Origin of the sequence: Glycomyces albidus (genome assembly GCF_009451885.1) — a bacterium.
Lineage (GTDB): Bacteria > Actinomycetota > Actinomycetes > Mycobacteriales > Micromonosporaceae > Glycomyces > Glycomyces albidus.
In genome coordinates, this window is the sequence record NZ_WIAO01000005.1 from 128,705 (window position 1) to 153,009 (window position 24,305).

The 24,305-nt window shown below is 71.3% G+C and carries 25 protein-coding genes and 1 tRNA gene; 15 read left to right on the top strand and 11 right to left on the bottom strand.

Features of this window, described 5'->3' with window-relative positions; all coding sequences use genetic code 11:
• The first annotated feature begins 76 nt into the window (after nucleotides 1–76).
• From GFD30_RS06470 to GFD30_RS06480, 3 genes are read left to right on the top strand one after another with little or no spacing between them, the layout of a single operon-like run.
• Complete coding sequence (locus GFD30_RS06470) at nucleotides 77–553, top strand: 4Fe-4S binding protein (protein ID WP_153024372.1); 477 nt, start codon at nucleotides 77–79, stop codon at nucleotides 551–553.
• Nucleotides 550–1,041, top strand: a complete 492-nt coding sequence (locus GFD30_RS06475; RefSeq protein ID WP_322633007.1) for an NADH-quinone oxidoreductase subunit J family protein — start codon at nucleotides 550–552, stop codon at nucleotides 1,039–1,041. The genes GFD30_RS06470 and GFD30_RS06475 overlap by 4 nt, the downstream gene beginning before the upstream one ends.
• A 50-nt stretch (nucleotides 1,042–1,091) precedes the next feature.
• The gene (locus GFD30_RS06480) at nucleotides 1,092–2,738 is read left to right on the top strand and encodes a DUF885 domain-containing protein (protein ID WP_153024373.1); all 1,647 of its coding nucleotides are present in this window, start codon (nucleotides 1,092–1,094) and stop codon (nucleotides 2,736–2,738) included.
• 75 nt (nucleotides 2,739–2,813) lie between these two features.
• Here the strand turns inward: GFD30_RS06480 and GFD30_RS06485 are convergent, their stop codons facing one another.
• Nucleotides 2,814–3,698 (bottom strand): CHAD domain-containing protein, encoded by an 885-nt coding sequence (locus tag GFD30_RS06485; protein WP_153024374.1) that lies wholly within the window; start codon nucleotides 3,696–3,698, stop codon nucleotides 2,814–2,816.
• A 134-nt stretch (nucleotides 3,699–3,832) separates the two neighbouring features.
• Nucleotides 3,833–4,975 (bottom strand): lytic polysaccharide monooxygenase auxiliary activity family 9 protein, encoded by a 1,143-nt coding sequence (locus GFD30_RS06490; protein ID WP_153024375.1) that lies wholly within the window; start codon nucleotides 4,973–4,975, stop codon nucleotides 3,833–3,835.
• Between the two features lie 188 nt (nucleotides 4,976–5,163).
• Here GFD30_RS06490 and GFD30_RS06495 point away from each other — a divergent pair, with 188 nt between their 5' ends.
• Nucleotides 5,164–5,613: a peroxiredoxin gene (locus GFD30_RS06495; protein WP_153024376.1), complete on the top strand. Its 450-nt coding sequence runs from the start codon at nucleotides 5,164–5,166 to the stop codon at nucleotides 5,611–5,613.
• A gap of 260 nt (nucleotides 5,614–5,873) precedes the next feature.
• Here the strand turns inward: GFD30_RS06495 and rdgB are convergent, their stop codons facing one another.
• Nucleotides 5,874–6,461, bottom strand: coding sequence for an RdgB/HAM1 family non-canonical purine NTP pyrophosphatase (gene rdgB / locus GFD30_RS06500; RefSeq protein ID WP_153024377.1), 588 nt, complete (start codon nucleotides 6,459–6,461; stop codon nucleotides 5,874–5,876).
• Entirely contained in the window at nucleotides 6,458–7,186 is a 729-nt protein-coding gene (gene rph, locus GFD30_RS06505; protein WP_153024378.1) for a ribonuclease PH, read from the bottom strand. The genes rdgB and rph overlap by 4 nt, the downstream gene beginning before the upstream one ends.
• Nucleotides 7,187–7,339: 153 nt before the next feature.
• Between rph and GFD30_RS06510 the strand changes: the two genes are divergently transcribed.
• Nucleotides 7,340–7,421: transfer RNA gene (locus tag GFD30_RS06510), tRNA-Leu, on the top strand.
• A 53-nt stretch (nucleotides 7,422–7,474) separates the two neighbouring features.
• Here GFD30_RS06510 and GFD30_RS06515 read toward each other — a convergent pair.
• Nucleotides 7,475–8,695: a DUF4241 domain-containing protein gene (locus GFD30_RS06515; RefSeq protein WP_153024379.1), complete on the bottom strand. Its 1,221-nt coding sequence runs from the start codon at nucleotides 8,693–8,695 to the stop codon at nucleotides 7,475–7,477.
• 459 nt (nucleotides 8,696–9,154) lie between these two features.
• Nucleotides 9,155–9,535 (bottom strand): hypothetical protein, encoded by a 381-nt coding sequence (locus tag GFD30_RS06520; protein WP_153024380.1) that lies wholly within the window; start codon nucleotides 9,533–9,535, stop codon nucleotides 9,155–9,157.
• Between the two features lie 175 nt (nucleotides 9,536–9,710).
• Between GFD30_RS06520 and GFD30_RS06525 the strand changes: the two genes are divergently transcribed.
• Nucleotides 9,711–10,949: a glycosyltransferase gene (locus GFD30_RS06525; protein ID WP_153024381.1), complete on the top strand. Its 1,239-nt coding sequence runs from the start codon at nucleotides 9,711–9,713 to the stop codon at nucleotides 10,947–10,949.
• A gap of 13 nt (nucleotides 10,950–10,962) precedes the next feature.
• Here GFD30_RS06525 and GFD30_RS06530 read toward each other — a convergent pair whose 3' ends face one another.
• The gene (locus GFD30_RS06530; RefSeq protein ID WP_153024382.1) at nucleotides 10,963–12,087 is read right to left on the bottom strand and encodes a sulfite oxidase; all 1,125 of its coding nucleotides are present in this window, start codon (nucleotides 12,085–12,087) and stop codon (nucleotides 10,963–10,965) included.
• Between the two features lie 232 nt (nucleotides 12,088–12,319).
• On the opposite strand from GFD30_RS06530, the gene GFD30_RS06535 reads away from it, so the two are divergent.
• Entirely contained in the window at nucleotides 12,320–12,982 is a 663-nt protein-coding gene (locus GFD30_RS06535) for a hypothetical protein (RefSeq protein WP_153024383.1), read from the top strand.
• A gap of 47 nt (nucleotides 12,983–13,029) precedes the next feature.
• On the opposite strand, the gene GFD30_RS06540 is transcribed toward GFD30_RS06535, so the two are convergent.
• On the bottom strand, nucleotides 13,030–13,947 hold the full coding sequence (locus GFD30_RS06540; RefSeq protein WP_153024384.1) for a DMT family transporter: 918 nt from the start codon (nucleotides 13,945–13,947) through the stop codon (nucleotides 13,030–13,032).
• Here GFD30_RS06540 and GFD30_RS06545 point away from each other — a divergent pair.
• Together GFD30_RS06545 and GFD30_RS06550 are read left to right on the top strand one after the other, a co-directional pair.
• The gene (locus GFD30_RS06545; RefSeq protein ID WP_153024385.1) at nucleotides 13,946–15,352 is read left to right on the top strand and encodes an aminotransferase-like domain-containing protein; all 1,407 of its coding nucleotides are present in this window, start codon (nucleotides 13,946–13,948) and stop codon (nucleotides 15,350–15,352) included. The two genes, GFD30_RS06540 and GFD30_RS06545, sit on opposite strands and share 2 nt — an antisense overlap.
• A gap of 81 nt (nucleotides 15,353–15,433) precedes the next feature.
• The gene (locus GFD30_RS06550) at nucleotides 15,434–15,658 is read left to right on the top strand and encodes a hypothetical protein (protein WP_153024386.1); all 225 of its coding nucleotides are present in this window, start codon (nucleotides 15,434–15,436) and stop codon (nucleotides 15,656–15,658) included.
• A gap of 222 nt (nucleotides 15,659–15,880) precedes the next feature.
• On the opposite strand, the gene bcp is transcribed toward GFD30_RS06550, so the two are convergent.
• Nucleotides 15,881–16,354 carry a thioredoxin-dependent thiol peroxidase gene (bcp, locus tag GFD30_RS06555; protein WP_322633008.1) on the bottom strand — a complete coding sequence of 158 codons (474 nt, stop codon included), beginning with the start codon at nucleotides 16,352–16,354 and terminating at the stop codon, nucleotides 15,881–15,883.
• A 233-nt stretch (nucleotides 16,355–16,587) separates the two neighbouring features.
• On the opposite strand from bcp, the gene GFD30_RS06560 reads away from it, so the two are divergent.
• The 4 genes from GFD30_RS06560 to GFD30_RS06575 are packed head-to-tail and all read left to right on the top strand — an operon-like array spanning nucleotide 16,588 to nucleotide 19,201.
• A complete protein-coding gene (locus GFD30_RS06560; RefSeq protein ID WP_322633009.1) occupies nucleotides 16,588–17,280 on the top strand; it encodes an energy-coupling factor ABC transporter permease in 693 nt (230 codons plus the stop codon).
• A 9-nt stretch (nucleotides 17,281–17,289) separates the two neighbouring features.
• The gene (locus GFD30_RS06565) at nucleotides 17,290–17,640 is read left to right on the top strand and encodes a PDGLE domain-containing protein (RefSeq protein ID WP_153024388.1); all 351 of its coding nucleotides are present in this window, start codon (nucleotides 17,290–17,292) and stop codon (nucleotides 17,638–17,640) included.
• Nucleotides 17,641–17,669: 29 nt separating this feature from the next.
• Complete coding sequence (gene cbiQ / locus GFD30_RS06570; protein WP_407648984.1) at nucleotides 17,670–18,452, top strand: cobalt ECF transporter T component CbiQ; 783 nt, start codon at nucleotides 17,670–17,672, stop codon at nucleotides 18,450–18,452.
• On the top strand, nucleotides 18,431–19,201 hold the full coding sequence (locus GFD30_RS06575; protein WP_153024389.1) for an energy-coupling factor ABC transporter ATP-binding protein: 771 nt from the start codon (nucleotides 18,431–18,433) through the stop codon (nucleotides 19,199–19,201). The genes cbiQ and GFD30_RS06575 overlap by 22 nt, the downstream gene beginning before the upstream one ends.
• 183 nt (nucleotides 19,202–19,384) lie before the next feature.
• On the opposite strand, the gene GFD30_RS06580 is transcribed toward GFD30_RS06575, so the two are convergent.
• On the bottom strand, nucleotides 19,385–20,122 hold the full coding sequence (locus tag GFD30_RS06580) for a DsbA family protein (protein ID WP_153024390.1): 738 nt from the start codon (nucleotides 20,120–20,122) through the stop codon (nucleotides 19,385–19,387).
• A 69-nt stretch (nucleotides 20,123–20,191) separates the two neighbouring features.
• Between GFD30_RS06580 and GFD30_RS06585 the strand changes: the two genes are divergently transcribed.
• Nucleotides 20,192–21,922, top strand: a complete 1,731-nt coding sequence (locus tag GFD30_RS06585) for a copper resistance CopC/CopD family protein (protein WP_153024391.1) — start codon at nucleotides 20,192–20,194, stop codon at nucleotides 21,920–21,922.
• Nucleotides 21,923–22,022: 100 nt separating this feature from the next.
• On the opposite strand, the gene GFD30_RS06590 is transcribed toward GFD30_RS06585, so the two are convergent.
• Nucleotides 22,023–22,880, bottom strand: a complete 858-nt coding sequence (locus GFD30_RS06590) for a TatD family hydrolase (protein ID WP_322633012.1) — start codon at nucleotides 22,878–22,880, stop codon at nucleotides 22,023–22,025.
• Between the two features lie 279 nt (nucleotides 22,881–23,159).
• On the opposite strand from GFD30_RS06590, the gene GFD30_RS06595 reads away from it, so the two are divergent.
• Entirely contained in the window at nucleotides 23,160–24,281 is a 1,122-nt protein-coding gene (locus GFD30_RS06595) for a hypothetical protein (protein ID WP_153024392.1), read from the top strand.
• Nucleotides 24,282–24,305 lie beyond the last annotated feature (24 nt).

Consider the following 24,305-nt stretch of genomic DNA (forward strand, 5'->3'; position numbering starts at 1 on the left):
CGGGAACCGGACAGGCGACCGGGCGAAGCGCCCGTCGGGGCTGGAAAACCGCGGTGGCATCTGCCACGATGAGGACATGAGGGTTCCCGGAAGCGGTCTGGTCAGCGGTCTCGCCGCGACCGCGCGTACCGCCACGCGCCGCGCCGTCACCCGCCAGTACCCCGAGCGCGAACCCGATCTGCCCGAGCGCACCCGCGGCGTCATCGCCCTCCACGAGGGCAACTGCACCTCGTGCATGCTCTGCGCCCGCGAATGCCCCGACTGGTGCATCTACATCGACTCGCACAAGGAGACCGTCGAAGCCGAAGGCGCCGCCCGGCCCCGCCAGGTCAACGTCCTCGACCGCTTCGACATCGACTTCTCACTGTGCATGTACTGCGGGATCTGCGTCGACGTCTGCCCGTTCGACGCCCTCTTCTGGGCCCCCGACTTCGCGTACGCCGAAGGCGACATCCGGGACCTGCTCCACGACAAGGAGCACCTGGGGGAGTGGCTGGGGCACGTGCCCCCGGGCGCACTGCCCCCGGGAGAGCGGTCCGAGGAGGACTCGTGACCCTCGCGGACGTACTGCTCGCCGCGTTCGGCCTCCTGGCGCTCGGCGCCGCCCTCGCGGTGGTCACCACCGACCGGATCGTCCGGGCCGGGCTGTGGCTCGCCGTCGCGTTCGCCGGGATCGCCGGGGCCGCGCTCGTGCTCGCCGCCGAGTTCCTCGCGTGGGTGCTCGTCCTCGTCTACGTCGGCGCGATCGTGGTGCTCCTGCTGTTCGCGACCATGCTCACCAAGGCGCCCACCGACCCGTCGGACGACCTCGACCGGTCGCGCTGGCCCGGGGCGGTCGTCGCCGGCGGGGTCGGGCTCGGGCTCGGGGCCGTCATGGTCGGGGCGTTCGGCTGGACCGAGGCCGACGTGCGCGGCCCGGGCGACGCGGCGGCCATGGGGGAGGCGGTCTTCGCCGAGTGGGTGCTGCCGTTCGAGGTGCTGTCGCTGCTGCTGCTGGCCGCGCTCGTCGGCGCGGTGGCGGTGTCCACGCGGGCGAAGTGAGGCAGGATCTTGAAACGAATCCTTCCTAGCCGGGCGGTAAGCTAACCGGCATGACCTCACCGATTTTCGCTCTCGCCGACGAGTACATCACCTCGTACGCGCAGCTCGACCCCATGTTCGCCGGCTCCGTCGGCATCAAGGGCGACTTCGGCGTCGCCACCGACTTCGGCCCCGACGCCGAGGCCGAGCGCGCGAAGCTCTACCGCGACACCCTCGCCCGCCTGAACGCCCTGGAGTCGACCGGGCCCGCCGACGACCTCGCCCGGATGCACATGGCCGAGCGGCTCCAGGTCTTCATCGACAAGCACGAGACCGGTGAGTGGCGCCGGGCCCTGCGGGTCCCGTACGGCCTGCTCCAGAGCCTGGTCGGCTACATCGACATCGCGCCGCGCGCGACCGAGAACGACTGGCGGCTCAACGTCGCGCGCATGCGGGCGATCCCCGAGATGCTCGCGACCTGGCGCCAGACCATGAACGCCGGCATCGACGCGGGCACCACCGTCGCGGTCCGCCAGGCCGTCGAAGGCGCCAAGCAGGCCCGCCGCAACGTCGAGTCCCGCGTGTTCGACAAGCACCTCAAGACCTACGGCGACGGCCCGCAGGCCGGGGACCTCCGCGAGGCCGCCGAGGCCGCGTACGCCGCGTTCGCGGCCGCCGCCGACTACCTCGAGCACACGTACGCCCCGCACGCCGCCCCGGGCGACGGCGTCGGCGCGGAGCGGTACCAGCTCGCCGCCAGGGCCTCGCTCGGCGCGGTGCTCGACCCGCACGACGCGTACGCGTGGGCGTGGGACGAGCTGCACCGCATCGAGGACGAGATGGAGGCCGAGGCCGCGCGGATCCTCCCCGGCGCCGGGCTCGCCGAGGTCATCGCGCACCTCGACGCGACACAGGCCGTCGAGACCTCCGAGGAGTACCTCGCGTGGCTCGAGGCGAAGCACCAGGGCGCGCTCGAAGCGCTCAACGGCGTCCACTTCGACATCGACCCGCTGCTGATGAACCTCGACGTGCAGCTGGTGCACGGCTCCTCGGCCGGGTCGGCGTACTACACCGGCCCCAGCGAGGACCTGACGCGGCCGGGCCGCACCTGGTGGCCCGTCGCCGACCGGGAGCGGTTCCGCACCTGGGCCGAGCTGACCACGGTGTTCCACGAGGGCGTCCCCGGCCACCACCTCCAGATCGGGCAGGCGAAGGTCGCCGGCGACGGTATCTCGCGGTTCTCCAAGGTCTTCGGCTCGGTCTCCGGCCACGCCGAGGGCTGGGCCCTGTACGCCGAGCGGCTCTCCGACGACCTCGGCTGGTTCACCGAGCCCGGCACGCGCCTGGGCATGCTGAAGGGCTCGGCGCTGCGCGCCGCCCGCGTCGTCATCGACATCGGCTGGCACCTCGACCTGCCGCTCCCGGCCGCCGAGGCGAAGCGCCACGGCGACCGGTGGAACTTCGACGTGGCCCTCGACGTGCTCACCGGTCGCGGCCGCATCGCCGAGCACCGCGCCCACCCGGAGATCGTCCGCTACGCGGGCTGGCCGGGCCAGGCGATCTGCTACAAGCTCGGCGAGCGCGCCTGGATCGGCGCCCGCGACGAGGCGAAGGCCGCCGCCGGCTCCGCCTTCGACCTGAAGGCATGGCACACCGCGGCGCTGAACCTGGGCCCGATCGGCCTCGACAACCTCGCGTCGGTGCTCCGCGCACAGTAGGAATGCGACAGGGCCGGTTCCGGCCCGCAGACCGCGGCGGGCGCCCGACTGGCGCCCGCCGCGGTCGTCCCAGAGCTACCGCCAGCGCTCCGACATCTCGGTGATCGCGGCGTCGATCTGCTCGCCGAGCTGGCGCAAGTGCTCCTTCTCGAGGTCGGCGAGGCTCGCGGTGAGCCGGTCGGCGCGGTCGGCTCCGGGGAGTCGCAGGAGCCAGTTGCGGGCCACGATGGTCTGCCGGTACTCGACGAGGAGATGGCCGAGAGCGGACACCGGCTCGATGATCTCCTCGGCGGCGCGGCCGAGTGCGGGCGCGGCGGCCTCGGCGAGGAGGTGCGTCTCGCGGGCCGCGGTGCGGGTCGCGTCCCGGGCCGCGACGAGGTCCGTGGCCTGGCTCAGCTTCGCGTAGGTGTCGAGCAGGTGGAGCCTCGACTTCGAGAGGACGTCCATGAGCGAGGACGCGGGCTTGTCGCCGTCGCGGGTGAACCGGGCGTGCTCGGCGAACAGCCGGACCTGCTCGAGCAGGACGGCGACCCACGCCTGGGAGTGGACCCGCTCGATCTGCTCATACGACTCCTCGACCTCGCGATCGAGGGCCGCATACCATTTCGGGTACTCCGCGGCGGTGAGGCCGAGCTGTTCGAAGCGGTCGGCGAAGTGCACCTCGAGGCGTTCGAGGTCCTCGGTGTGCTTGAGGGACGCCAGGAGCTGGTCGAGCTGCGGGCCGCCGTGCGGGGTCTCGGTGAACAGGTGCGCGTATCCGCGGATGGCGGTGCGCAGGCGGTGGATGACGCCGCGGACCTCGGCGGCGGAGCCCGGAGCGTGGCGTTCGGCGGCGGCGATCGCGCGGTTGAGCGCGTCGACCTGGCTGGAGATGTAGTGCTGGATGACGGCGCCGGCCCGCGTGGACGCGGTCATCGGCTCTGACGCGGCTCTCATGGGGGCCGCTGCGGCTGCTGACATGGTTCCTCCCCCCGGAAGACCTGCTGGGTTCGAGTATTCCAGCGGGTTCCCGGAGGGAGGAGCGGAAGCGGCGATTTTTCGACGATTATTCAGGTTTCGGTCGGGTCGGCGCCGCCTGACCGATCACCGGGGCGTCACCCGGGGATGCAGTCCATGGTCGGCATCGTCGTCAGGTTGCCCGTGACGTTGAAGCCGAAGGTGGCCGTGCCGTTCGCGTTGATGGTGCCGTTCCAGGCGGCCGGTCCGGCCATCTGCATGTCGCCCATCACGGAGATCGTCGAGCTCCAGCTGTCCCTGATCGTGATCCCCGAGTTCGGGGGCCACATCCAGTGGATCATCCAGTTGCTCACCGGCGTGGTGCCGTTGTTCTTCACCGTGACGTTGACCGTCGCGCCGCCGTTCCAGGACGAGATGGAGGCCGTCGCCGAGCAGGCGCCGGTCGGGTTGCCCGTCGGGTCGTCGCTGGTCGGGTCGTCGGTGGGGTCGTCGCTCGTCGGCGGGTCGACGACGCCGCCGTCGTTGCCCGGGAGGTCGGCGCCGGGGCGGATCCCGGAGATCTCGCCGTTGCCGCCGTCGAAGACGACGTCGGAGCAGGCGTAGAAGTTCTCGGTGGAGTCCGAGCGCACCCAGTGCGTGAAGACCACGTGGTAACCGGACTTCTGCGGGAGCGTCAGGTTCCCGTAGTAGTAGTGGTCGTTGCTGCCGGGCCCGCCGTTGGAGGCCGGGTTGGTGAAGGTGTGGAACTTCTCGAGGTCGTCCCACGCGATCGGCTGGTTCGGGTCCCACCCGTTCTTGGTGATGTACAGGTCGAACCGGCCGGGGTGGTGGGCCCAGTTGTTGTAGCGCCACTGGACGGTGTCGCCGGCGGTCACGTGGGTCTTGGGCCAGTTGCCCGGGTCGTTGAACGCCGAGAAGTCGTACGGGCCGCGGCCGCCGCCGTCGCAGATCTGCCCGTCGGGGACGTACCCGACGGTCCGGCCCGCGCCGTTGGAGTCGAGGTTGCCGAACCAGTTGTAGAACGGGGTCGGGCCTCCCTGGTCGAACGCGGCCTGGCACGCCTCGTTGTACGGGTCGAGTGCGCCGTTGGCGCTGACCGCGTCGAAGTAGCACAGGTACTGGCGCGACCCCGGGAACACCGTGGCGCCGTGGGCCTCTGCCTCGGATTCAGTGAACAGCGTCGAAATCGTCATGGCCGCGACGGCGGCCAGGACCATCGACATGACGACGGCGATGCGGCGGCGTCTGCCGCCGAGAGCCGCCGTGGCGGTGGTGGACATGGAGTTACTCCTCTGCCGGACATGGAGCGCTCCCAACCTGGCCCTGCGAGCCTGCGCGATCTTGTGGACTGCTGCTGACGCGAATTGCTACATTCAAGTGTATCTATCTTGTGGGGCGGAATGCAATCGGCCCCCCTCGTAGCGTTCGGCCAGGGACTCCGCGCCCGGGCGCGGATAGACTGGGCGTCATGGACATCGGAGACATCGCCCCGGCATTCACGCTCCCCGACGAGACGGGAGCGCCGCGCAGCCTCGACGACCTCGTCGCGGACGGGCCTGTGGTGCTGTTCTTCTACCCGCTCGCCATGTCAGCAGGCTGCACCGCCGAGGCGTGCCACTTCCGTGACCTCGTCGCCGAGTTCAAGGCCCTCGGCGCTACCCCGGTCGGCATCTCGCGCGACGCCGTCGAGCGCCAGGCGCAGTTCGCCGGCAAGCACTCCCTGGGCTACCCGCTCCTGTCCGACCCGGACGGCGCCGTCGCCGAGCAGTTCGGCGTCCGCCGCAAGATCGCCGTCGTCGCGACCAGGCGCAAGTCCTTCGTCATCGGCGAAGGCCGCAAGATCATCGGCGTCGTCAAGAGCGAGCTCAACATGAACGCCCACGCGGACAAGGCACTCGAGATCCTCCGCGGGCAATGAGAGAGGCGGCCTCCGGCCGCCTCTGAAACCAATCGCGGCCGCTGGGAAGGGGCGCGCGGACGGCGCAAGTGACCGTCCCGCTACGCTCGCAAGCTCGGGACCGCTACTTGATCCTGATCGCGGTCGTGCGGCTGAGTTCCGCTCGCAAGCTCCCGGCTGCGCTACCCGATCCCGCTCGCAGGCTCGCGACGGTGCTACCCGATCCCGCTCGCAAGCTCGCGACCGTGCTACTTGATCCCGCTCGCAAGCTCGCGACCGTGCTACTTGATCCCGCTCGCAAGCTCACGGAATGCCTTCCCGCGGTGCGAGATGGCGTTCTTCTCGGCGGCGGTCAGCTCGGCGCTGGTGCGGTCGTGGCCGTCGGGGACGAACAGCGGGTCGTAGCCGAAGCCGTTGGCGCCGCGGGGTTCGCGGATGACGCGGCCGGGCATCTCGCCGTGGACGACGAGTTCGCGCCCGTCGGGCCAGACGATCGCGGCGGCGCAGACGAACCGGGCCGTGCGCTGGTCGTCGGCGACGTCCGAGAGCTGGTCGAGGAGCAGGGCGTTGTTCGCGGCGTCGTCCTTCTTGGCGCCGGCCCAGCGGGCGGAGAGCACGCCGGGCATGCCGTTGAGGGCGTCCACGGCGAGACCGGAGTCGTCGGCGATGGTGGGGAGGCCGGTGTGCTTGACGCCGTCGCGGGCCTTCAGGAGGGCGTTGCCAGCGAAGGTCAGCTCGGTCTCGGGGGTCTCGGGGTACGCGTCGACCGCGTCGAGTCCGACGAGTTCGACGTGGGGGGCGGCTTCGGCCAGGATCTGGCGCAGCTCGTCGACCTTGCCCGCGTTGCGGGTCGCCAGGAGCACCCTCATGGGCTCAGGAGGGTCCGGGCCTGGAGGCCGGCGAGCTCCTTGCAGCCCTTGAGGGCCAGGTCCAGGAGCTGGTCCAGCTCGGTGCGGTTGAAGACCGCCTCCTCGCCGGTGCCCTGCACCTCGACGAAGTCGCCTTCGCCGGTGCACACGACGTTCATGTCGACCGAGGCGGCGACGTCCTCCTCGTAGGGGAGGTCGAGGACCGGGACGCCGTTCACGACGCCGACGCTGATCGCCGAGACAGAGGTGGTGAGGACCTTGTCGGGCTTGCGGGCGAGCTTCTGCTCCTTGAGCCAGTCGACGGCGTCGTGGAGGGCGACGTAGGCGCCGGTGATCGACGCGGTGCGGGTCCCGCCGTCGGCCTGGAGGACGTCGCAGTCGAGGGTGATCGTGTTCTCGCCGAGGGCCTTGAAGTCGACGCAGGCGCGAAGGCTCCGGCCGATGAGGCGCGAGATCTCGTGCGTCCGGCCGCCGATCTTGCCGCGGATGGACTCGCGGTCGGATCGCGAGTGCGTGGAACGCGGCAGCATCGAGTACTCGGCGGTCACCCACCCCTCGCCCGAACCGCGCCGCCAGCGGGGGACGCCCGGCGTCACCGACGCCGTGCAGAGCACGCGGGTGCGACCGAATTCGACCAGCACCGACCCTTCCGGGTGGTCGGTCCAGGAGCGGGTGAACTTCACGGGGCGCAGCTCGTCGGCCGCGCGCTTGTCAGGTCGAGTCATCCCCACCAGCCTACGGCAGCGTACAGGCGTGTGACACACTAGTTGCTGCTCAAATGAGAGCGTCGGCACGCGACCCGACCGGCCCCCATCCCCGGCGGACCACGTGCCCCGCGCGAACGGCGGCCGACCCTCCGGCCGGCCGGCATCGCGCACGCGCGAGTGGCGGAATTGGCAGACGCGCAGGATTTAGGTTCCTGTGTCCTCGGACGTGTGGGTTCAAGTCCCACCTCGCGCACGGAATTTCCTATCCGGACCCGGCATGTTGTCCTGCCGGGTCCGGTGTTCTCGTTACCAGTCCTGTTCGAAGCTGTCTTCGTCGTCTCGGGGTCGGCCGTTGTCGATGATGAGCATGTCACTGAGGAAACAGGTCACGGCTCCGGTGTCGTCTCGGCCGATCCAGGTCGGGTAGGAGCCGTCCCCGTAGTAGCAGCTGTAGGCATAGAGATTGTGGTCGGTTCCGGGGATCGCGAACTCTTCGCGGAGCGGCAATTCGTCGTGCAGCTGGTAAAGGTCGCCGTCGAAATGTGCGATGAGTGGCTCTTGGGCGGCGTCGTCCATGAGGCAGCCCAGACCTGCGTCGACTCCGAAGCCGTAGAAGTGGCCCTCTTCGAGAAGGCTCATGTCCTGCCCTGGGCGGAGAGCCATCTCCCAGGTCGAGGTCGGCTGGTCGGAGATCCTGAGCAGGTACCCGGCGCCGGCCCAGTGGTCGCCCGTTTCGTCGTGGATTTGGATCTCCACGACGGGGTAGTCGGCGGGCTCGACGGATACGGTGAAGGGTTCGAGCCTCTTGAGCCAGGTCGGATCACACGCGACCAGCTTCCCTGTGGGAAGGCCGAGAAGACCCAGGTATTCATGTCGGACCCGCATGCGTGAGCCGGAATCTTCGTGGACGACGCCGGCCCCCTCGACCAGCAGTTGGTCGAGGTAGGGGGCTTGGAGAGGCATTGGTGGGTTCCAGGGTCGTTTCGCGTGCTCGTCGAAGGGAAGGTGCTGGATTGGCGTGCCGAAGGTGAGGGGCAGCGAGTCTGCACCTCCCAGCACGGCGCCCCAGCGTTCGAAGGACACAGTTGGGCGGACGAACTGTTCGAACGGCTCTTGCTTTGAAGTGTGCCTGCCTCCACCTCCTCGGGAGCGGTGGTAGATCTGGGTAAGCCCATTGAACTGCCGCTTGAAGGTTGTGCGAGGGACAGATGGCGTCCCGTCTGGTTCACCGTCGTCGTACTGCCATTCGGTGAGTTTCCGCTCGAAGAGCGAGCCGCTACCCAACCGGACGTAGACCGCCCGGGTGCTGCGTCGTCCATGGTCATCGAACGTCCATCGGGCCAGGTAGTTCTGCCGCCAGGCGATGTCGAGGATGAATTGCGGACGGTCGTCGTCGACGATCAGCACCGAGTAGGGATGGCCCATCTCGTTTCTGCTTCGTGCTTCCTCACGGTTGAGGAGACCGACCGGCCTCGATTTCCCACCGTCCCAGCCTTCGCAGTACATCGCCGTCCAAGTGTCACTCATGTGAGGGATGTTATGGAAGAGGTCCGACACTCCTCCTGTGGGCAACTGGTCGAGGTTCGATCTCTTCCCGTGCTCGGAGGACTCCGGCTGCTGGGCTTAGAGAGAAGGGACCCTCGGCCACAGTTCCGTTGCCCTGGTTCTGAATTCTGGATGGTTTGTGGATCTGTTGCGATGCTTGGCGAGATGTCAGACTCACTTGCATGGGTCTTGCGGATCGAATCTTCAGCAGCGGAGATCGCCGACAGTCGAGGGAGCCTGGTCCCCTCTTCGCATCGAGTACTCCGTTGCGCCGATTTCGCAGTGTCTTGACTATGTGAGGCGTGTTAGGGCCGGCGGAATCCGGACCGCCTCCGGCGTCCAATGAAGTGATGATCTTCGATCGGCTCATCAATATGGCCACGGAATGGAACCGAGCGTTCTTCGACAAGCTCGGACTGCCTTCGAGCTAGCGACCGGCCCTCATTTGAAGAGGCCGGCGACGACTCCGACGGCCGAGACGATCAAGGCCAGAGTCGCGACCTGCTGCTGCGCGCCGCTGAACCAGCCCCGGAGGGCATCGCCGAGGGTGCCCAATCGAGTGAGCGCCTTGAACCGCTGCCACTTGTGCTGGCGAAGTTTGCAGCCGCCGAGGAGTCCGGAGGAGTTGTTCCGGCAATAGCCCTCGCCCCGGTTCTTCGCCCCGCACCATGTCGGCGCTGCCACGAGCATCCATGTGAAGCACAACGCGAACGCTCCCGAGACGACGAGCGGTCCGACATCCCGCGCGAAGAGCAGGATTACTGCGGCGACGAGCAGCAGGTAGCCCCAATAGCGATACAGTGGGGATTTCTTTCTTACCATGGCAACGGAACGTAGCGAAATCGGTATGTCTGGTAAAGATCCTTGTCGCCTTTCGGACATTGCGGCGGGCGAACCAGCGCCGTGAAAACGCCAGGGTCGGTCATCTGTCGGCCGGTTTCCCGTGTCGGCTGCCGGACGCGCTCGTTGTTCAGAGGACGGAAAGGCACGGGGGAACATGCGCATTCAGATCATCACGGCGGGCACGACAGGGTCGGTGCTGCCGTACACCGGGCTCGGGCACCGGCTGCTCGCGGAGGGGCACGACGTGGAGCTGGTGGTGCACGCGAAGTTCGCGGCATCGGCGGGCTGCTGCGGGCTTCGGGTGCGGCCGATGGAGACCGATCCGTTCGAGGCGCTGATGGGCGTCCACAGCCGCCTCCGGAAAGCGGGCCGGTCGCCAGGAGCCCTGCTCGAGTTCACCCGCGCCGCCGGGCGGGCCGCCGTGTCCCTGGCCGACGCGATCATCGACGCGGCCGACCCGAAGGCCGACCTCATGCTCCTCTCCTCGATCGCGGCGCCCGCCGGTCGGGCCGTGGCCCGGTACCACGGCGTCGACAGCATGGGCGTGTTCCTCCAACCCGAGACCCCTACGGCCGCGTTCTCGCCCTGCCTGACGGCGCTCCGCGGCCCGAGCCGCCTCAACCGGCAGCGCGGCAGGGCCGTCAACGCCGCCCTCGACCTGCTGTCTGCGGGCGTCTACCGGCACCTCGGCCGCAAGCTCGGCTTCCCCGGCCTGAGCGGCGGGCGCGAGCGCCGCGACCGGGAGCGCGAGCGCTGGCCGATCTGGCACGGCTTCAGCCCTTCCGTGGTGGCCCGGCCGAGGGACTGGCGGCCCGGTCTCGAGGTGGCCGGGTACTGGTGGCCGCACGAATGCCCGTCCTGGGAACCGCCCGCCCGCCTGCGGGACTTCCTCGCGTCGGGCCCGCCGCCGGTGTTCGTCGGATTCGGGAGCATGATGCCCGGCGATCCCGAGCGGCTGGCGGACCTCACCGTGCGCGCGCTGCGCCTGGCGGGCGTGCGCGGCGTCGTCCAGTCCGGCTGGGCCGGGCTCGACGCGAAGGACGACGACGTCATCACCATCGGGTCCGTCCCGCACCACTGGCTCATGCCGTGGACGGCCGCAGCGGTCCACCACGCGGGCGCCGGGACGACCGCGGCGGGCCTGCGGGCCGGGGTCCCGGCCGTACCGGTACCGGTCTTCACCGACCAGCCCTGGTGGGCAGCCCATCTGGTCCGGCTGGGAGCGGCCCCCGCGGCGCTGTCGTACCGCGACCTGACCGCCGAGCGCCTCGCGTCCGCGCTGCGCCAGGCCGTCGGCGAGTCCGCGTTCGCGCACCGCTCGGCCGCACTGGCCCGGCGACTGGCCAAAGAGGACGGAGCGGGCGTCGTGGCCCGAGCCATCGCCGCCAGGTGATCCCGCACGGCGGTCATTCGGTCGGGGAGAGGCACACGACCGGGACCGTCTGGATCATGTTGTTGGCGAAGCCGCCCCGGTTCCAGGGCTGGCTCGAGGGCTGGGTGGTGCCTTCGGCGTCGGTGGCCCTGGCGCTCAGGAGGTGGCGTCCCGGTTCGGCGGTCCACTCGAAGCGCCAGGCGCGCCAGGCCCACGGGTGCGGTAGTTCGTCGCGGAGAACGGCGCCGTTCCAGGTGCGTCCGCCGTCGGTCGAGACCTCCACGGACGTGATCGGCGCCCGCCCGGACCAGGCCCGGCCTTCGAGCACCACCGGGCCCGGCCGGACCACTCGTTCGCGGGACATGAAGTCGGGGAACCCGGGAGGGATCATCAGGGCGCGCGGGGCGATGCGCGTGACCGGCTCGCCGAGTTCGTCGGGATGCCGCCTGAACCGGTACGCCACGTCCTGCTGGAACCCGGTGAAGCGCTCCGGTGCCACATGAATGTCGCTGAGCCACTTGACATGCGCCATGCCGTACCAGCCGGGGACGACGAGGCGGAGCGGGTAGCCGTGCTGCGGCGGCAGCGGTGCGCCGTTCATCTCGTAGGCGACCAGCACTTCGGGTTCATCGCCCGACGCGACGCCGACGGGGAGCGCCCGCTGGTAGTCCTGTTCGACGCCCCGTTCGGCGCCGTGGTCCGCGCCGGTGAAGACCACGTCGACGGCTCCGGCCTCGACGCCGGCCTCCTCGAGGAGGATGCGGAGGGGCACGCCGGTCCAGTCGGCGGTGCCGACGGCTTCGAGCAGCCACGGCTGGCTCACCGGCCGGGGATCCAGCCGGGCGCGCCCGTTGCCGGCGCACTCCATCGTGACGCGGACGGTGGCGGTCGGGTAGGTGCGGAGGTCGTCGGCGCCGAGGGCGAGCGGCCGGCGGACGGCTCCGCGGACGGTCAGCGTCCAGTCGGCGTCGTCCGCGACATAGGGGATGTCGTAGTGGGTCAGGACGTAGTGCAGCCCGGGCGGGGTGACGTCGTAGCGCAGCGCCTCCAGCGGCAGGCCATGGTTGCGGGCGGCGAGCGCCAGCTCGTCCTCGCCGATGCCCGATCCCGGGTCGGCCAGCCGGGCGGGCCGGCTCGCGTCGCCGATTCGAGGGCTCATCAAGGGATGGTATCGCCGGGCGGGCCGGGCCGGGATCGAAGCGGCCGGAATCCGTCGGAGGACGCGGGCAACCCGGCGGGTCCCTCCGCGCGTAGGACAATGGACGCCATTGTGGGCGGTTGCGGTTGCTCCGATGCGGGAAATAGGATGTATTGCACATGTTCATGTACTTGTGAGCATGGATCTCCTATAAAGGTAGAGCAGTGAATGGTTCTACCGAAAGGTGATCTTCATGTCCGCTCTCAAGAGCACCGCCAAGCGCACCGCAGTCGCCGCCTTGGCGATGGCCGCGGTGTTCCTTCCGGCCACCGCCGCTTCCGCTGAGGGGAAGAAGGAGATCCCCAAGAAGGGCTGGGAGTACTCGGCCGACTGGGACTTCGTCCGGGACGAGTACACCGAGTCGTTCCAGGCCGACGTCGAGGAGGCCCTCGAATCGCAGTTCGGCGACTGGACCTTCGACAACAGCCTGGAGGCCGTGCGGCTCCAGAACTACTACATCGACGGCGAGAACGAGACGCCCGTGCAGCGCAAGTTCCGCGCCGACTTCTGGGTCGAGGAGACCGGCGAGGGCTTCGAGACGGCGATCTACCTGCCCGGCGGCCTCGAGCCCGGCATTCAGGAGGTCGAGGACAGCGAGTTCGACATGCACTACCTCCTGCACTGCACGGAGAACGACACCGAGTGCGAGTCGACCGAGCTCGAGGACGGCACCGTGGTCGCGTACACGACCGACGGCACCTACGTCGAGGCCGCGGCGTTCTACCCCGACGGCTCGGCGAGCTGGTCCTGGTGGGGCGCCTTCGAAGGCCCGCTCCAGGTGACCCCTGAGGACGTCACCGCGCTGGTGCTCGACCTCGACACCGAGCCGGTCTGGCACGCGCTCGAGAACGACTAGCGAACCGAGGACGACGGCCCCCGCCACCCTCCCGGCGGGGGCCGTTCTCATTGCGGCAGACGGGACCGCACCGCGAGCGCCGCGCAGGCGACCACGGTGAGGCCGCCGAGGACCGTCGGCAGGCCGAGGGGTTCGCCGAGGAGGAGCGCGGCCCAGGCGATGCTCATGACCGGCTGCACGAGCTGGACCTGGCTGACCTGGGCCATCGGGCCGAGGGCGAGGCCGCGGTACCAGGCGAAGAAGCCGAGGTACATGCTCACGGCCGCAAGGTAGGCGAACGCCCCCCACTGCACCGGGGTCGCGGACACCGGCTCGTCCGCGACGGCGAACGCGGTCGCCGCGGTCATTACCGGGGCGCCGAGGACGAGCGCCCACGAGATCGTCTGCCAGGCGCCGAGTTCGCGGGCGAGGAGACCGCCCTCGGTGTAGCCGACCGCGGCCGCGGCGACGGCGGCGAACAGGAGCAGATCGGGCCAGCCGAGCCGGCCGAGGCCCCCGTTCCCCAAGGCCGCGAACGCGACTGCGGCGACGGCACCCGCGCCGGCGGCGAGCCAGAAGCGGGACGGCGGGTGCTCGCGGGTGCGGAGCACCGTCGTCGCGGCGGTGGCGGCGGGCAGCAGCGCGACCACGACCGCGCCGTGGCTCGCCGAAGTGTGCTCCAGGGCGAACGAGGTCAGGAGGCCGAAGCCCGCGACGACGCCGGCGGCGACGAGCGCGAGGCGGCGCCACTGGCTCCACGTCGGCGGCCGCTGGCGCGTGACGGCGAGCGCGGTGGCCGCGAGCGCCGCCGCGATCACCGCGCGGCCGGCGCCGATGAACAGCGGGGACATGCCTTCGACGGCGATTCGGGTCAGCGGCAGGGTGAACGAGAACGCCGCCACGCCGAGCAGCCCCCACCAGAGCCCCGTGCGAATGCGCGATAGCGGTGGCGTCGCGAGCGCGGTAGCGCTACTGTGGTCTCTCATGTTCAACGATAGCAGTGCGCGGATCGTCGCGGCCCTCCGCGAACGCATCGACCGGTCGCCGCCCGGGACCAGGCTGCCGTCGACCAGGGAACTCGTCGCCGAATTCGCGGCCGGCCCGGTGACGGTGCAGAAGGCGCTGCGCACGCTCGCCTCCCAAGGGCTGCTGGAGAGCCGGCCCGGCGTCGGCACGTTCGTGCGGGCGGTGCGCACCGCCCGGCCCAGGGACTACCGGTGGCAGACCTCCGCGCTCGGGGCGCCCCCGGTGCGCGTCCCGCGCCTGCCGACCGCGCTCAAGACCGCCCCGAACGACGTCATCGCGCTCCACTCGGGCTACCCGGACCGGGAACTGCTGCCCGAGCGCCTGGTCCGCGCCGCGTTCACGCGGGCCGCGCGCGGCGACGCGGCCATGAGCCGCCCGCCCGCCGCGGGCCTGCCCGAACTGCAGCACTGGTTCGCCGCCGAACTCGGCGAGACCGCCCCGGCGGGCGTCACGCCGCCCGCGCCGAGCGACGTCATCGTGGTGCCCGGCAGCCAGACCGGCCTGTGCTCGCTGTTCCGCGTCCTCGTCGGGCCCGGCCGGCCGCTCCTGGTCGAATCGCCCACGTTCTGGGGCGCGATCGTCGCCGCCGCAAGGGAGCACGTCGACCTCGTCCCGATCCCGGTCGGCCCGGACGGGCCCGACCCCGAGGTCCTCGCCGAAGCGTTCGAGCGCACCGGCGCCCGCGCGTTCTACGCCCAGCCGAACTTCGCGAACCCGACCGGCGTCCGCTGGACCACGGGCCTCGCCGAGCAGATCCTCGGGGTCGTGCGCGCCCACGGCGCGTTCCTCATCGAGGACGACTGGGCCCACGAATTCGGCATCGGCGCCGACGCCGCCCCGGTCGCCGCCCGCGACGACGGCGGGCACGTCGTCTACGTCCGCTCCCTTACCAAGAGCGTCTCCACCGCCGTCCGCGTCGCCGCCGTCATCGCCCGCGGACCCGCCCGCGACCGCATCCTCGCCGACGCCCAGGCCGAATCGATGTACGTCAGCGGGCTCCTCCAGGCCGTCGCCGTCGACGTAGTCACCCAGCCCGGCTGGCGCGCCCACCTGCGCGGCCTGCGCCACCAGCTCGCCGCCCGCCGCGACCTCATGGTGCAGAGCCTGCGCGAACACGCGCCGCTCGCGCATCTCGAAGCGATCCCCCAAGGGGGCCTGAACCTCTGGGCCCGCCTGCCCGACGCCACGGACCTGCCCGCGCTCGCCCGCGCCTGCGAGGACGCCGGCGTCCTCGTCGTCCCCGGCGACGAATGGTTCCCCGCCGAGCCCACCGGCGCCTACCTGCGGCTCAACTACTCCGGACCGAACCCGGGGGCCTTCCCCGACGCCGCCCGCACCATCGGCCGGGCGCTCGGCGGAGGATGACGCCGCGATCGAGTCCGCCCCGTGCGCCGTCGTTCACCTCCGGTTCGCCTTGCGGCCCATTCGGTCGCGGAGGTTCGGGGTATGAGTGCTGTCAATGAGGTGGACCGGGTCGCGGACCGGGTCGCGGCCCTGGCGCTGGCGGTGCAGCGGTCGGGGCTGCTGCCGCTGGAGGAGCAGGCCGCGCTGCTCGACACGTACCGCAGGGCCCGAGAGCGGGTGCTGCGGCAGGGGACCGACGAGGACCTGCGGCGCCTGCGCGAAGTCGACGAGGCCATGGGTCCGGGGATGGTCCTGAGCCGGCTCTGAGACGGTCGGCGGACGAATCGGAGCCCGGCGGCGCCCGCATGGTCGCCGGGCCGGGCCGCGGCATCGGGTCTGAGGGCCGCCGGGTGGGGCGGGCGTCCAGGCAGCGGGTGCCGACTCCGCTGCTCATCCGATCGTGTGCGAGTTCGCCTCGGCCGGGCCGCGCGGCGGGTACGCCTCAGCCGGCCGCGCGGAGGACGGGCCCCGGCACCTGTGCCGGAGCCGTCAGCCGTCGAGGCCGAGGTGCTTCTTCAGGCGGGCGACGTGGCCGGTGGCCTTCACGTTGTACTGCGCCGTCTCGATCTTGCCCGACTCGTCGATGACGAAGGTCGAGCGGATGACGCCCTGGATCGTGCGGCCGTAGTTCTTCTTCTCGCCCCAGGCGCCGTACTCCTCGAGCACCTTGTGCTCGGGGTCGGACAGCAGCGGGAAGGTCAGGCCGTCACGCTCGACGAACTTCGCGAGCTCCTCGGGTTCGTCGGGGGAGATCCCCAGCACCGCGTACCCGGCGGCCTGCAGGCTCGCCAGGCTGTCGCGGAAGTCGCAGGCCTCCTTCGTGCAGCCGGGGGTCATCGCCCGCGGGTACGCGTAGAGGATCACCTTGCGGCCCTGGAGGCTCGACAGGGTCATCGTGTCGCCGGTGTCCGTGGCGAGCGTGAAATCCGGTGCCGTCTCACCGGCCTGAAGTCGTACGTTCACAGATCGCAACCTTACATTCCGTCCCTGACAATCGCCTGGGAGCACGCTTGACGCTCGCTGTTCGCAGCGGCGCGTCCCACATGGCGCCGATCGGGTTGACGATAAGGCCACGCTATTGCAAAATGATTGCAATAGCCCAACGGTGGGTTGTTGATTCCAGCGTGGGCGCCTTGCAGCCGGCAGGGCGGCCGCCAAAAATCCTCCCGGACACATAACCGAAAGGCGCGCTCCCTGTGGAAGCCCTCGCGCTGCACATCCCGACCGACGTGATCGACGGCCCCACGTCGCTCGTCTTCGCCCTCATCGCCGTCCTCGCCGTCGGCTGGTGCACCGTCGCCGCCCGGCGCGGACTCGACGACCGGCTCGTGCCCCTCGCCGGCCTCGCCACCGCGTTCGTCTTCGCCGCCCAGATGCTCAACTTCCCGGTCGCCGCGGGCGTCTCCGGGCACCTGCTCGGCGGTGCCCTCGCCGCCGCGCTCCTCGGCCCCTGGCTCGGGGTCCTGTGCGTGACGGTCGTCATCGCGATCCAGGCGCTCCTGTTCGCCGACGGCGCCGTCACCGCGCTCGGCCTGAACGTCGTGAACATGGCGGTCATCGCCACCTTCACCGCGTACGGCGTGCTCGCCCTGGCGCTCAAGGTCCTCCCGCGGACCCGCGTCGGCGTCGGCGCCGCGGTCTTCGCGGCCGCGATCGTCAGCGTCGTCGCCGCCTCCGCCGGGTTCGTGCTCCAGTTCTGGCTCGGCGGCGAAGAGGTCGGCCAGTCCCTCGGGGCCATGACCGCCGCGATCCTCGGCACCCACGTGCTCATCGGCATCGGCGAAGGCGTCATCACCGCCGGAGCCGTCACCGCGGTCGCGGTCGCCCGCCCCGACCTCGTCCACGCCCTCCGGGGCACCGCGCTCGCCCGGCCCGCCGCCGCACGATAGGACGCCAGCATGAAGAAGTTCCTGATCACCGGTACCGTCGTCACGCTCGTCCTCGCCGGATTCGTGTCCCTGTTCGCCTCCGCCTCGCCCGACGGCCTCGAATCGGTGCTCCTCACCGGCTGCGAGACCACCGACGGCGAGATCACCGGCGGCTCCTGCGTGCTCCAAGCCGCCGGCGAGCACGAGATCGGCGGCGCGTTCGCCGACTACGGCATGTCCTTCCTCGACAACGAGATCCTCGGCGCGTCCCTGGCGGGCATCCTCGGCGCGCTCTTCACGCTCGCCGCCTCCACCGGCCTGTTCTGGCTCCTCGCCCGCGGCAGGAAGGCCCCCGAGACCGCCGACGACGGCACCGCGTGAACACCGGCACGCGTCCGGCCGGCCGCCCGGTGCGGCCGAAAGGAAGCGCGAACTCCGTCGTCGACGGGCTCTACCGGCCCGGGGACTCGCCGCTCCACCGGCTCCGGCCGCAGGTGAAGATCGTCGGCCTCGTCGTCTTCACGTGCGCGATCGCCGCGACCCCGCGGGAGGCGGTGTGGGCCTTCGGGGTCCACGCGGCCGTCCTCGCGGGGCTGTTCGCGCTCGCGCGCATCCCCGCGGCCTGGGTGCTCACCCGGAGCCTCGTCGAATCGCCGTTCCTGGTGCTCGCGCTCGCGTTCCCGTTCATGGTCGAAGGCCCGGCCGTCCACATCGGCGTCCTCACCGTCTCCGAACCGGGCCTGTGGGCCGGATGGAACCTCCTCGCGAAGGCAACGCTCGGCGTGTGGGCCGCACTGCTCCTCGCCGCGACCACGCCAGTCGCCGGCGTCCTCGCCGGGCTCTCCCGGCTGCGCTGCCCCGAGATCCTGCTCCAGATCACCGCGTTCGCGATCCGCTACGCGCACCTGACGGTCGCGGAGGTGACCCAGATGCGGCTCGCCCGCCTCGCCCGCTGCGACGACCCGCGGTTCCTGTGGCAGGCCGGGGCCCTCGCACGCAGCCTCGGCACGGTCTTCATCCGGTCCTTCGAACGCGGCGAACGCGTCTGGCAGGCGATGGCCGCCCGCGGCTACACCGGGCGGCTCCCGCTCGAAGTCGGGCCCCGGCCCGCGAGCGCACTTCAGTGGACCGCCGCGATGACCGCTCCCGCGGTCGCGGTGGCGGTCGCGGCATGGACGGCGGCGACCCTGTGAGCGCGTTGACGATCCGCGGCCTCAAGCATGCCTACCCGGACGGGCACCGGGCGCTCGACGGCGTCGACCTGGACGTGGAGGAAGGCGAACGCGTCGCGATCCTCGGCCCCAACGGCGCTGGCAAGACCACGCTCATGCTGCATCTCGCCGGGCTCCTGACGGCGACCGAAGGGGAAGTGTCGGTGGGCGGTGTCAGAGTGGAGCGGAAGACGCTCACCGAGATCCGACGCCGCGTCGGCATCGTCTTCCAGAGCCCGGACGACCAGCTGTTCATGCCCACCGTCGCCGACGACGTCGGCTTCGGGCCCGCGAACCTCGGCCTGCGCGGCCCCGAACTCGCCGAGCGGGTCGCCGCCGCGCTGAACGACGTCGATCTCGCCGATCTCGCCGACCGGCCGCCGCACCACCTGTCGGTGGGCCAGCAGCGCCGCGCCGCGCTCGCCGGCGTCCTCGCCATGCGGCCCGACATCGTCGTCTGCGACGAGCCGAGCGCGAACCTCGACCCCGCCAGCCGCCGCGACCTCGCCGCGATCCTCCAGCGGACCGCGCCGACGCTCCTGCTCGTCACCCACGACCTGCCGTACGCGCTCCAACTGTGCGAACGCGCGGTGATCCTCGACGCGGGCCGCGTCGCCGCCGACGCGCCCACCGCCGAGATCCTCGCCGACACCGAACTGCTCGAACGACACCGCCTCGAGCTGCCCTTCGGCTTCTCGCTGGAGACGGCCCTGGCCGCGCTCCGGACCTGACCGCACCCAGGCGGCGAACCGGCCTGCGGCCGGGGGCAGGGCGCCGCCCAAGCGGTCGAATCGGGGCGACGCTGACCGGCCCGGTCGGCGAGCCCTGCCCGGGAACCGGTCGTCTCCCTGAACGCCTCCCCGGACGCCGTTGGGGCGCGGCCGGTCGGCCGCGCCCCAACGCTCCGTCCGTGGTCAGCCGGCGTTGATCGCGGCCTCCACCTCGTCGGCGAAGGCGGCGTTGTCGACGACCTCGCCGTTGACCATCGCCGTCGGGGTGCCCGAGACGCCGCCGTCGCCGGTGGCCCATTCGGTGCCCTGCTGGACCCAGCCCTTGTACGTCCCGTCCTCGACACAGGACTGCCAGGAATCGTCGAGGCCGATATTGGTTCCGATCGATATCAGCTCGTCATCGGACAGGCCCGTCGTGTTCTCGGCGGGCTGGTTCTCGTACAGCGCCAGCGTGTAGTCGAGGAACTGCTGCTGACCGGCGTCGGCCGCGCAGACCGCGGCCGCGGCCGCGCGCGTCGAGTACTCGGTGCCCTGGCTGAGGCGGTCGAGAATGGTGATCGGGTGGTAGTTCACCGTGACCGAGCCGGCGTCGACCCACGACTGGATGTCCGCCGCGTACGCCGCCTCGAACTGGTTGCACGCCGGGCACATGTAGTCGATGAACAGATCGACCTCGACCGGCCCGTCCCCGATCCGCACCCCGTACGTGTCGCTGACCGCCGCGGACGGCTCGTTCACCTCGAAGTCGCCGCCCCGGCCGTTGTACCAGATGCCCCACCCCAGGAGCCCTCCGATCAGCAGCACCGCGGCGCCGATCGAGACCCACAGGAGGGTCTTGCGGCGCCTGGCCTCCGCGGCCTGCTGCCGCCTCAGGGCCTCGGCGGCCTTCCTGCGCTCGGTCTTCCGCTCTGATGAGCCCATGTGCCTCGCTCAGCCTTTCTCAGGTCCAATACTCGATTCACGAAGCGGTTTCGAGTACGCTCAGCGGCGATGCTGTGCCGTCCGACCACCCAAAGCCGTCTGGCCACGCCGCCGAGCACCCGACGCCGCACCTCCGCCCCGGACCCCCGCACCTCCCGGCATGGCGCGGCCCCCGGGCGGCGGCTCGCCGTCCGCTCCGCCTGGTCCTCGCTCGCGGCGGCCCTCATCGGGGTGCTGTGGGCCTCGGCGGCCTCAGCGCACGCAGCCGCCACCGAGACCGACCCGGCGTCCGGAGCGGTCCTGGACGCGGCCCCGAGCGAAGTCGTCGTCGAGTTCAACGAACCAGTCACCCCCGTAGACGCGGGCACCGGCGTGGTCGCTCCCGATGGTGACCGAGCAGACACCGGCGTCGCCCAAAGCGAGGACGGCACCGCGATCACCATCGCCGTCGACGCCGACCTCGAAGGCACCTACCTCGTCGGATACCGCGTCGTCTCCGACGACGGCCACCCCGTCTCCGGCACCTTCACGTACTCCGTCGTCACCGAGACCGAACCGCCCGGCGCCGAGGCGCTCACCGCCGCCGGCACCGACCCGTTCGTCCAGGCCCTCCTCTACGGCAACCGCTGGTTCGGCTACGCCGCCTTGGCACTCGCGCTCGGCGCGGGCATCCTGCTGGTCGCCGGCGCCCGGCCCCGCGAGGCCGCCGCGAAACTCGTCGCCTCCGGCCTCGCCGTCGTCGCGATGACCGCGGTCCTCGGCCTGCCGCTCCAAGCGGCCTACGAGACCGGGACCGGCATCGCCGACCTCGACGCCGCCGGGCTCCAATCGGTGATGCAGTCGAACATCGGCCTCGCCGCGCTCCTGCGGCTCCTCCTCGTGCTCCTCGCGCTGCCGCTCATGCGCACCGTCGTCACCGGCGAGGACGAACCGGGACGGCCCCTCACCGCAGGGCTCGCCGGCATCGGCCTCGCACTCGGCGCGACCTGGCCGCTCGCCGGGCACCCCATGGCGTCCGACCCGGTCGTGGTCGCGTTCGTCGCCGACTGGGTCCACCTCGTGACCGCGCTGGCCTGGGGCGGCGGCGTGTTCGCGCTCCTGATCCTGGCCCTGCGCAAGGACACCGAGATCCCCGACCGCACCGCGGAGCTGTGGATCGCCCTGGTGCCGTGGCTCCTCGCGAACCTCATCGTCGCCGGGATCGCCTCGTCGCTGCTCCACATCGACTCGATCGAGGCGCTGACCCAGACCCGGTACGGGCGCCTCGTGCTCCTCAAAGCCGGGATCCTGATCGTGCTCGTCGCCGTCGGCCTGCTCACGCGGCGCGCGATGGTGCGCGGCGCCGAAGGGCGCGGGCGCCTGCGGCTCATGGCGGGCGTCGAGACCGTGTTCCTCGCGGTCGTGCTCGGCGCCGTGGCGGTGCTCGTGCAGGCCGTGCCGGCGAAGACCGCGCTGCTCGAGGCCGAGACGACCGAGTCGGCGTCGACCGAGACCGCGACGCTCGTGGCCACCGAGGCGTACACCGCGCAGGTCGTGCTCGAACCGGGCCGCCCCGGCGCGAACAGCGTCCGGATCCTCGCCGACGACCTCGAAGGCGCCGCGTTCGCGGCCGTCGAATGGGAGGCGACCTACGGCCTCGAAGGCGAAGAACCCGAAGAGCTGCGGCTCATCGAACTGCGCACCGGCATCCTCGCGGGCGAGGCGAACCTCGGCGAAGCCGGCAGATGGGTCTTCACGTTCACGCTCACCGACGACGCCGGGAACACCGCCACGGCTGAAGCGGTCGTCGACATCTCCTGACGCACGGGTCCGCAGCCCTCGGACCGGCGCCGTGACCCGTCGGGCGTCCTGCGGCCCGGCCGCACCGGCGCTCGACCGGGTCGCGGTTCCGCCCGGCCCGCTACCAGTCGCCGAACGCGGCCTCGGTGTTCCTCCACAGCCGCTCGCACCACGCCTCGAGGTCGCGCTCGAGGTACTCGGCGAGGAACCGGGCCGTGTAGTTCGTCAGCGCCGGATGGTTCCGGTGGCCGCGCACCGGGATCGGGGCCATGAACGGCGCGTCGGTCTCGACCAGGACGAGTTCGGGCGGGGCCACCGAGGCGGCGTCGCGGAGGTGCTGCGCGTTCTTGAACGTGACGTTCCCGGCGAAGCTCATGAAGAAGCCGCGCCGCGCGCATTCCTTCGCGAACGCGAAGTCCCCCGAGAAGCAGTGGAGCACGACCCGGTCGGGCGCGCCGTCCCCGTCGAGGATCGACAGGACGTCCTCGTGGGCGTCGCGGTCGTGGATGACGAGCGTCTTGCCGCGGCGCTTCGCGATCTCGATGTGGGCCCGGAACGACCGCTGCTGCGCGGCGCGGCCGGCCTCGTCGGTGCGGAAGTAGTCGAGCCCGGTCTCGCCGAGGGCCGCCACGCGCGGGAGCGCCGCCAACTCGTCGATCGCGGCGAGGGCCGCGTCGAGGTCGGCCAGGCGCGGCGCGTCGTTCGGGTGGAGCGCGGCGGCGGCCAGCACGCGCGGATCGGCGGCGGCCAGTTCGGCGGCCCAGCGGGACGAGTCGACGTCGGTGCCGACCTGCACGACCCGCGCCACCCCGGCGGCCTCGGCCTCGGCGAGGCGCGCGAGGACCTCGGGCGCGCCGGGCGCGGGGACCGGGAGCTCCTCCTCGGCGCCGAACGTGTCGACGAGATCGAGATGGGTGTGGCTGTCGGCGATGGGGAACGGGAGCGGCTCGGGCGGCGGCGCGGGTTCGGATCGGTACACGGCTCAACGATGCCACGGACCGCCCGACCGCGTCCGGCGACCGGGCGCGGCCTCCGCGAACGACGACCCGGGCGTGCCGCTCCGACCGCGCACGCAGCCGCGTGTGCCGCCCGTAACACTGTCTTCACATGTCGGACACGAGGGCCTGACAGGACCGGCCTACGTTGGCGGGCAGTCGACTCACTGGCAGTAGAGCGACCGCTACGAATACAAGCCTTTCGATACCTTCGATATCAGGCGACATCGCCGTCGCACCAGCGCAGACGAATCGAGCCGCACATGACCCGCGATCTCGCGTCCCGCCGCAACCGCGCCGCAGCGCTCCAGCAACGCCGCCCCGCCGTCCCGGCCGACCAGGACCAGCCCCTCCCGATCAGTACCGTCGAATGGCAAGGTGAGAAGTACCCCGGCGCACCCTACGCGGACGGCGCCGCCTGGGAGCTGTTCTCTGCGCTCCCGCGCCCCGACTTCCTCCCCAACCACCGGCAGGGCAGCGAATACCCGTACCGGCAGATCGTGCACTGCAGCGAGATCCTCCGCGACGGCGTGCCGGTCGCGGTCGCCGACGACCGGTCCCTCACGGTGCCGCTCGCCCCCGGCGTCGACCTCGAATACGTGCGCCGCCTCACCCAGACCCCGCACCTCGAACCGTCCTCCAGGGTCCTGCTCGACCGCGTCCGCGGCTCCGCGGCCCCCGCCGCCGGCGAGGTCATGGAGCGGCCCGTCACCGCCGCGCAGGTCGCGCGGCTCATGGAGACCGCCGCCATCCCCGGCGGGTTCTGCTACCGCCGCTGGGACATCGCCCACCTGTGCACGCCGTCCGCGCGGTCCGCGCTCGGCGGCGAGGTCGACCCGGGCGAGCCGTGGGCGCTCGCGCTGCGCTGGCCCGCCGCCGACCCGGCCGACTACGAGGCGCCCGTCGCGCCCGACTACGAAGGGCTCACCGCGATGCCGTCCTCGGACCGGCGCGGGACGCCCGTGCTCGGCACCGGGTTCGCGATCTCGGCCTCGCACCTGCTGCCCGAGCACGTCACCGCCGACCTCACCGACCTGCCGCTCCCGGAAGGCGCGCAGATCATCGCGTACACCGCGAACGGCACCGAGACCGCGCTGTTCTCCTACTCCGGGCAGCAGTGGACGCCGCTGACGCTCGAACGCCGCGTCGACATCCCCGGCGTCGAGATCGGCCGCGCCTACCAGGTGCGGCGGGTCCTCCGGGAGGCCACGCGCGTGGTGTGGAACGGCATCACCGGGTCCCTCGTGGATGCCGATGACGACTGGGCGCGGTTCCGGCTGTCGCGGCCCAGCCCCGAGGTGCTCTCGCGCACCGGCGCCGAAGCCGTGCGGCGCGGGATCTACGAGAAGTGGGTGTCCCGCGCCGAGGTCGCCGCGGCGGTCTGAAACGGCGGCGGTCTGAGACGGCAC